This is a genomic window from Kitasatospora sp. NPDC086801 (genome assembly GCF_044745805.1).
GTDB lineage: Bacteria > Actinomycetota > Actinomycetes > Streptomycetales > Streptomycetaceae > Kitasatospora.
On record NZ_JBIVAX010000007.1, the window covers coordinates 30,512 to 36,060 of the forward strand.

6 protein-coding genes are annotated in these 5,549 nt (G+C 72.8%); all 6 read right to left on the reverse strand.

Annotated elements, in window-relative coordinates; translation table 11 throughout:
• Positions 1-95: 95 nt before the first annotated feature.
• On the reverse strand, positions 96-1,376 hold the full coding sequence (locus tag ACIPLC_RS11295) for an MFS transporter (RefSeq protein WP_400472709.1): 1,281 nt from the start codon (positions 1,374-1,376) through the stop codon (positions 96-98).
• Between the two features lie 360 nt (positions 1,377-1,736).
• Positions 1,737-2,480: an SDR family oxidoreductase gene (locus tag ACIPLC_RS11300; protein WP_400472710.1), complete on the reverse strand. Its 744-nt coding sequence runs from the start codon at positions 2,478-2,480 to the stop codon at positions 1,737-1,739.
• A 603-nt stretch (positions 2,481-3,083) separates the two neighbouring features.
• Positions 3,084-3,284 (reverse strand): hypothetical protein, encoded by a 201-nt coding sequence (locus ACIPLC_RS11305; RefSeq protein ID WP_400472711.1) that lies wholly within the window; start codon positions 3,282-3,284, stop codon positions 3,084-3,086.
• Positions 3,284-4,042, reverse strand: coding sequence for an SRPBCC domain-containing protein (locus ACIPLC_RS11310; protein ID WP_400472712.1), 759 nt, complete (start codon positions 4,040-4,042; stop codon positions 3,284-3,286). The genes ACIPLC_RS11305 and ACIPLC_RS11310 overlap by 1 nt, the downstream gene beginning before the upstream one ends.
• 29 nt (positions 4,043-4,071) lie before the next feature.
• Positions 4,072-5,319 (reverse strand): cytochrome P450, encoded by a 1,248-nt coding sequence (locus ACIPLC_RS11315; RefSeq protein WP_400472713.1) that lies wholly within the window; start codon positions 5,317-5,319, stop codon positions 4,072-4,074.
• An 11-nt stretch (positions 5,320-5,330) separates the two neighbouring features.
• Positions 5,331-5,546 (reverse strand): MbtH family protein, encoded by a 216-nt coding sequence (locus tag ACIPLC_RS11320; protein ID WP_400472714.1) that lies wholly within the window; start codon positions 5,544-5,546, stop codon positions 5,331-5,333.
• Positions 5,547-5,549 lie beyond the last annotated feature (3 nt).

Sequence of the window (5,549 nt, forward strand, 5' to 3'; positions counted from 1 at the left end):
GATCGGGTGGTGCCTGCGGCCCGGTGGGCGCCGGCGGATCCGGTGGCGCGGTGCTTGCGACGGGGTGGGGTGGGGTGACTACGGCGGGGTGGGGGTCAGCGCTTGCGGGACCGGGCGACCAGGACCAGGAAGCCGAGCGCCAGCACGATCGGGACGGCGTGCGAGACGCCGACCACGGTCAGCGGGCTGAGCAGCGCCAGCAGTGATCCGCTCAGCAGCATCCCGGTGCCCATGCCGACGTTCTCGGCGGAGGTCAGCAACCCGAAGGCCTGGCCGCGCCGTTCGTCGGCGAGGGCCTGGATCCGGGTGGTGTACGAGATCTCGGTGAAGCCGTCGCCGAGCCCGGCGCCGATCGCCACCAGCAGGAACAGCGGGGTCGGCAACCCGGTGAAGACCAGGATGAAACAGCCGGACATCAGACAGGTGCCCAGGGCGAAGGCGCGCTCGCCCGGTTCGATGCCCCGGCGCAGCAGGAGCCGGGAGACCAGTTGCTGGGCGCCGAGGTTGCCCACCGCCCAGGTGGCCCAGAACATGCCCAGCAGCGCGGCCGGGTTGCCGGGAGAGTGCTGGTTGGCGAAGACCGGCAGGCTGATGTTGTGCGCGGCCGAGCCGAAGGCGTCCAGCAGCCGGATCGCCGCCATCGCGCCGACCACCGGGGCGGCCCGCAGGACGATCAGCGCCTGCCACCGGCTCCCGCGCCGCTTCGTCCCCCCGGCGGCACCGGCGGGGTCCGCGGCATCGGCGGGGTCCGCGGCGGGCTGCTCGACGGGCTCGGCCCGGGTGCGCAGCGGCAGCCGGACCACCACCGCCGCGAACACCAGGAAGCTGGACGCGTCGATGAGCAGCGCCGCGCGGAACCCGGCCCAGGCCACCACCACGCCGGCGGAGGCGAAGCCGAGCACCATGGCGGCCGAACGGCAGCTGGCCATCAGGCTGTTGGCGCGGGCCCGGCGCTCGGAGCCGACCATCTCCGGGATGCTGGTCCGCAGCGCGACGGCGCACACCGCGGCCGCGCCGCCGAAGACCGGCGCGAGCGAGTAGAGCACCGGGATGCGCGCGGAGACCGGGGCGAAGGCCACCACGACCAGGGCCAGTGCCTGGGCCAGCGCGCAGCCCGTCATCAGCCGCCGCCGGTCGGTCCGGGCCACCAGGCGCCCGGAGACCAGCCCGCCGACGAGGCCACCGGCCAGTCGGATGATCAGGTACCCGGCCGTGCCGAGCGCGTTCCCGGCCGCCTCGTACGCGAACAGGCTGAGCGCCACCAGGTCGAGCTGGCTCCCGTACGTGGACAGGGCGTCGCCCAGCGCCAGCCGGTAGAACACCCGGGGCAGCTTCTCGGTGGTCTGGTGCGGTACTTGCTGTGCAGTGTCCGGCACCGGTCCCCCAGGCACGCCGTGTCGGTCGGTTCAGTGTGACATTGCACCGCAATCTAGGGGTGATCCGGGCAGTAGATCAAGACCTTGATCGCCTGCTTGTCCGAAAGATCGAAAGTTCGGCCGACCCGGAACCATCTTTCCGGCCAGACTGGCGAGTTGCTGTCGGTACGCCCCATCACCCGGCGGTAGGGAACCGGGGCGGGCCCGGTGCCGGCGTCGCGCGCGAGCAGGGCGTGCGGGTGAGGGGAGCGTGGATCCTGCGCCCGCCGGGCCGGGTGGCGCCCGAGCGCCTGTTCCCGGCGGCCGGAGACGGCTCAGACCTGGTTGCCCCCTCTTCCTACGGGACGCGTGTGCGTGCGCTCATCCCTGGGCCGTGGGCCGGACGACGAGTTCGTTGACGTCCACCTCGGCCGGCTGGGTGATGGCGTAGAGGACGGCCTCGCCGATCGCGGCAGCCGGGATCGCGATGCCCATCTGCTCCTCCACCGCCTCCTTGACGCCCGTGTCGGCGATGGACCCGGTCAGCTCGCTCCGGGTCAGGCCCGGACTGATCACGGTGACCCGCAGCTCCCGGCTCTCCTGGCGCAGGCCCTCGGACAGGGCGCGGACGGCGTGCTTGGTGGCGCTGTAGACGGCCGCGGTCGGGTCGACCCTCAGCCCGGAGACGGAGGAGATGTTCACGACGTGCCCGCTGCGCTGGGCCCGCATGACCGGCAGGACGGCGGCGATGCCGTACAGGACCCCGCGCAGGTTCACGTCGATCATGCGGTTCCACTCGTCGACCCGCAGCGCGTCCAGACGCGACAGCGGCATCACCCCGGCGTTGTTGACCAGGACGTCGACGCGCCCGTACCGCTCCTGCGCGGCCGCGACGAAGGACCGGACGCTCGCCGGATCGGTCACGTCCAGGGCATGCGGGAAGGCGCTGCCCGCCCGGGCCCCGATGTCTTCGGCGAGGGCAGCGAGGCGGTCGGTGCGCCGTGCCCCGAGAACCACGTGGTGGCCCGCGGCGGCGAGCCGTCTGGCGGTGGCCTCGCCGATGCCGCTGCTGGCCCCGGTGATCAGGACCACCCTCGGGACGGCCGGCGTGGACGGGTGAGTCATGTGCTGCCCCTTCGCGATGTCGACGGCCGCGTGGTGCGGCGGCCGCTGCTGCCAGCATGTGCCCGATCGCGCACCGGCGGCAGGACGGCTCTTCCCCGGTGCGCCGCTCCTAGGATCAGGCGGCTCCCAGGACCAGGAGGTGGACGGCCGGCAACCGCTGGCGCACCCACCCCCTTCGCGAAGCCACTCCCCGGCACCGGACGCGGATGCCGTCCGGCGGGCGGTCGGGGTCCATCTCCCCCGCGTACGCGGTGATGGGCGTGCACAGGGGATCCGCCTGCCGGGGAGGTACGCCTCGATGAGCCGGTGGTCGACGCGCGGCTCCGGGAGGGTGAGCGAGCGCAGCTCCGGGTCGTCGTAGGCCGCTGTCCCGAGGCCGACTGGTTTGCCGGACGTCCGCGATCAGCGTCTCGTCGTCGCCGGCGTGCGGCTCGGTGCGGCGCGCCGCGGCCGGAGACCAGGAGCCGGGTGGGCGTGAGGCCTCGGCCGTCAAGCCGCAGGGCGACCGCGTGGGCCACCGCCGAGCGCGCCCTGCGGCCGGACAGGGGCAGGCGCAGGGGCTCCTCCTGCCGGGTGAGAGCTCGGTGGCCGACTGTCCTACGGCTACCAACGGCTGCGCGAGGGTGCGGAGTTGAGTCTGGAGGCGAGCGCCGCGAGGAAGGTCGGGAGCTTGTCCACCATGGATTTGGGGACCGGGGTGGTCTGGACGGTGTCCCGCCGCACGTCCTGGACGACGAGCCTGTAGGTGCCGTTCTCCTCGACGAGTTCGGCGGCGTAGAGCAGGGTTTCTGTGGAGGTTTCCATCAACGCTCCTGGGCATGGGTGTCGTTGAGCCAGGCGGTCCATGCCTCGGTGGCCCGCTGCTCGTCGGTGTCCGCGCCGAACAGGTGGTGGCCGAGCCAGGTCGGCACGTTCCAGGTGCTGCCGTTGAAGAAGCGGTAGAGCGCGTCCGGGCCGCGCAGGCCGAGGAAGTCGGTGCTGATCCAGTCGACGACCACCTCCTCGGGGTCGTGCTCCTGGCCGGGGGCGCGGAGTGTGAGCCGGTCGCCGACGGTTGCGTCGGTGGGGAGGCCGAGGCGGCGGCGCAGGGCGGCGAAGTCGGCCGGGTCGGCGGTGGGTTCGGGCTGCTGGGCCTTGACGTAGGTAGCGGGGCGGCCGGCGAAGTGCCGGAGGTACTCGGCGAGGCCGTGCTGGTAGAAGTCGACGTGCTTCTCGGCCGCGTCCGACTTGGCGTCCCACCTCCAGGCCTCGTCGACGACGCCCGTGTGCACCCAGTGGATTCCCATCCGCAGGTGGCTCGTTCCGCCGTCGGCCGGCTCGATGTGGTAGCTGAGCGTGTTGGAGAACCCGCCGTCCTGGGTCGCGCGGACGGCGAAGTGCCGCGGCGGCTCCCAGGCCACGACGGTGGCGTCGCCCCGGGTGGCCTTTCCGCCGACGCGCGGCTCGACCTCCATCGGGTACAGCCAGCCGAGGTTGCCGGCGCCGGTGGCGACCGCGTCCCAGACCTGTTCGGGCGTGGCGGGCAGGTCCTGTTCCCGGCGGACCTCGAACTCTCGGGCCATCGTCGGTTCTCCTTCGTCGTGGTTCATGGTCAGTAGGTGAGGGGGAGGGTGCACAACCGCCGTTGCAGCGGGTTGGGCCGCCAGTCCAGCTCCGCCCCGGCGGCGAGCCGCAGTCCGGGCAGCCAGCGCACCAGCGTGCCGATGGCGACCTCGGCCTGGAGTTTGGCCAGTGGGCCGCCGAGGCAGAAGTGCGGTCCGTGGCCGAAGCTCAGGTGGCGGTTGCCGGGGCGGGTCAGGTCGAGCCGGTCGGGGTCCTCGAAGCGTTCGGGGTCGCGGTTGGTCGCGCCGAGGAACAGGTACGCCAACTCGCCCTCCCGCAGCGTCCGTCCGCCGATCTCCAGGTCCTGCGCGACGACCCGGACGATCGCCTGGGTGACCGTGTCGTAGCGGGCCAGTTCCTCGACGGCGTCGCGGATCAGGTGCGGGTCCGCGCGCAGCCGGGCCAGTTGGTCCGGGTGGCGCAGCAGGGCGAGCGTGCCGTTGCTGATCAGGTGGGTGGTGGTCTCGTCGCCGGCGGTGATCAGGACGAAGCAGGTGGACAGCAGTTCGGAGTCGGTGAGCCGGTCGTCCTGCGCCTGGGTGGCGACCAGGGCGCTGATGAGGTCGTCGCCCGGTTCGCGCCGGCGCTGCCGGATGAGCCCGGACAGGTACTCCTCGTACTGCCCGATCGCCTCCTCGGACTTGTCGATGTCCTCGCCCAGCCGGCCGAAGCGGCGGAACCAGGTCTTGACCTGCGGGCGGTCCTCGTCCGGAATGCCGAAGAGCTCACAGACGACGGACATCGGCAGTGGGGAGGCGACCGCCTCGATCAGGTCCATGGCCGGGCCCGCCGCGAGCGCCTCGTCGATGAGCCGGTCGACGATGCGCTGGACGCCGTCGCGCAGGGCCTCGACGCGCCGGGCGGTGAACGCGCGGTTGGCGAGCTTGCGCAGCCGGGCGTGGTCGGGCGGGTCGGTGTTGGTCATCACCCGGCCGAGTCGGTCGGTGAGCCGGCTGAAGGCCTTGAGGTCGCCGCCGAGCGCTCCGTAGGCGCGGGTCATCCGGTCCCGGTCGTTGGACAGCCGCAGGTCGCTCAGGGCCGCCTCGACGTCGGTGTACCGGGTGAGGTACCAGATGCCCTGGGCGCTGCGGTGGACGGGGCTCTCACGCCGCATGCGGGCGTAGAACGGGTACGGGTCCCGCCGGGCCTCGGGGGTGAGCAGGTCCGCGGCGAAGTCGTGGGGCGGGGCGAGGCCCGCCGCGGGGCGGGCCTCGTCCGTGGTGTCGGTCGGATTCACTACGGGCCGCGCTACCGCTGGGAGTCCATGGCGTCGGCGAGGCTCCTGGGCCGCATGTCGGTCCAGGACTTCTCGACGTACTCCAGGCAGGCGGCGTTGGTGTCGGGGCCGTGGGCGACGGTCCAGCCGGCCGGGACGTCCGCGAACTGGGGCCAGAGCGAGTGCTGGTTCTCGTCGTTGACGAGCACGAGGAAGGTGCCGTCCTGGTCGTCGAAGGGGTTGGTCATGGG